At 69.0% G+C, this 1,325-nt stretch carries 1 protein-coding gene and 1 pseudogene; both read right to left on the bottom strand.

What is annotated here, in order from left to right; all coding sequences use genetic code 11:
* Positions 1-860: succinate--CoA ligase subunit alpha (sucD, locus tag FYW95_RS27445; RefSeq protein WP_159945735.1), on the bottom strand; the 860-nt coding region annotated here is incomplete at its 3' end.
* An 11-nt stretch (positions 861-871) separates the two neighbouring features.
* Positions 872-1,325, bottom strand: a pseudogene (locus FYW95_RS27440) (succinate--CoA ligase subunit beta); the annotation flags it as partial.

The following is a 1,325-nucleotide window of genomic DNA, read 5'->3' as shown; positions in this document are numbered from 1 at the left end:
AGCTGGGCGGTTTCGCTGGGGGTCTTGCCGACCTTGACGCCGACGGCCTCCAGAGCCTCCTTCTTCGCGGCGGCCGTGCCCGAGGAACCCGACACGATCGCGCCCGCGTGCCCCATCGTCTTGCCCTCCGGAGCGGTGAAACCCGCCACGTACCCCACCACCGGCTTGGTCACGTTGGCCCGGATGAACTCCGCCGCCCGCTCCTCGGCGTCCCCGCCGATCTCACCGATCATCACGATCACGTCGGTGTCCGCGTCGGCCTCGAACGCCGCCAGCGCGTCGATGTGCGTGGTACCGATGATCGGGTCCCCACCGATACCCACCGCGGAGGAGAAACCGATGTCACGCAACTCGTACATCATCTGATAGGTCAGCGTCCCGGACTTGGACACCAACCCGATCCGACCGGGCTTGGTGATGTCGGCCGGGATGATGCCCGCGTTGGACTGGCCCGGAGTGATCAGACCCGGACAGTTGGGACCGATGACGCGGGTCCGGTTACCCCTCGCCTGGGCACGGGCCCAGAACGCCGCGGTGTCGTGCACCGGGATGCCCTCGGTGATGACCACGGCCAGACCGATGCCGGCGTCGATGGCCTCCACCACCGCGTCCTTGCAGAACCGGGGCGGAACGAAGATCACGGTGACGTCGGCACCGGTGGCCTCCATGCCCTCGGCCACCGAGCCGAAGACCGGCACGGCCGTACCGTCGAAGTCCACGCTCTGGCCCGCCTTGCGGGGATTGACCCCGCCCACGATCTGGGTGCCCGAGGCGAGCATCCGACGGGTGTGCTTGGTGCCCTCGGAGCCGGTCATGCCCTGCACGAGGACCTTGCTGTCCTTGGTCAGGAAGATAGCCATGATGTGTTCCCCTACTTCGCCGCGAGCTCGGCGGCCTGAGCGGCGGCGCCGTCCATCGTGTCGACCTGTCGCACGGCCGGGTGGGCGCGCTCGGTCAGGATCCGGCGGCCCAGATCGGCGTTGTTGCCGTCCAGACGCACCACCAGCGGCTTGGAGACGTCCTCGCCGCGGCTCTCCAGCAGTTCCAGGGCCTGCACGATGCCGTTGGCCACCGCGTCGCAGGCGGTGATGCCGCCGAAGACGTTGACGAACACGCTCTTGACGGCGGGGTCGCCCAGGATGATCTCCAGGCCGTTGGCCATGACCTCGGCCGAGGCGCCGCCGCCGATGTCGAGGAAGTTGGCGGGCTTGGCCCCGCCGCGGGTCTGACCGGCGTAGGCGACCACGTCCAGGGTGGACATGACCAGGCCCGCGCCGTTGCCGATGACGCCGACCTCGCCGTCCAGCTTGACGTAGTTCAGGCCC

Source organism: Nocardiopsis sp. FR4 (genome assembly GCF_009830945.1).
GTDB lineage: Bacteria > Actinomycetota > Actinomycetes > Streptosporangiales > Streptosporangiaceae > Nocardiopsis.
This window is presented reverse-complemented; position numbering and strand designations above follow the sequence as displayed.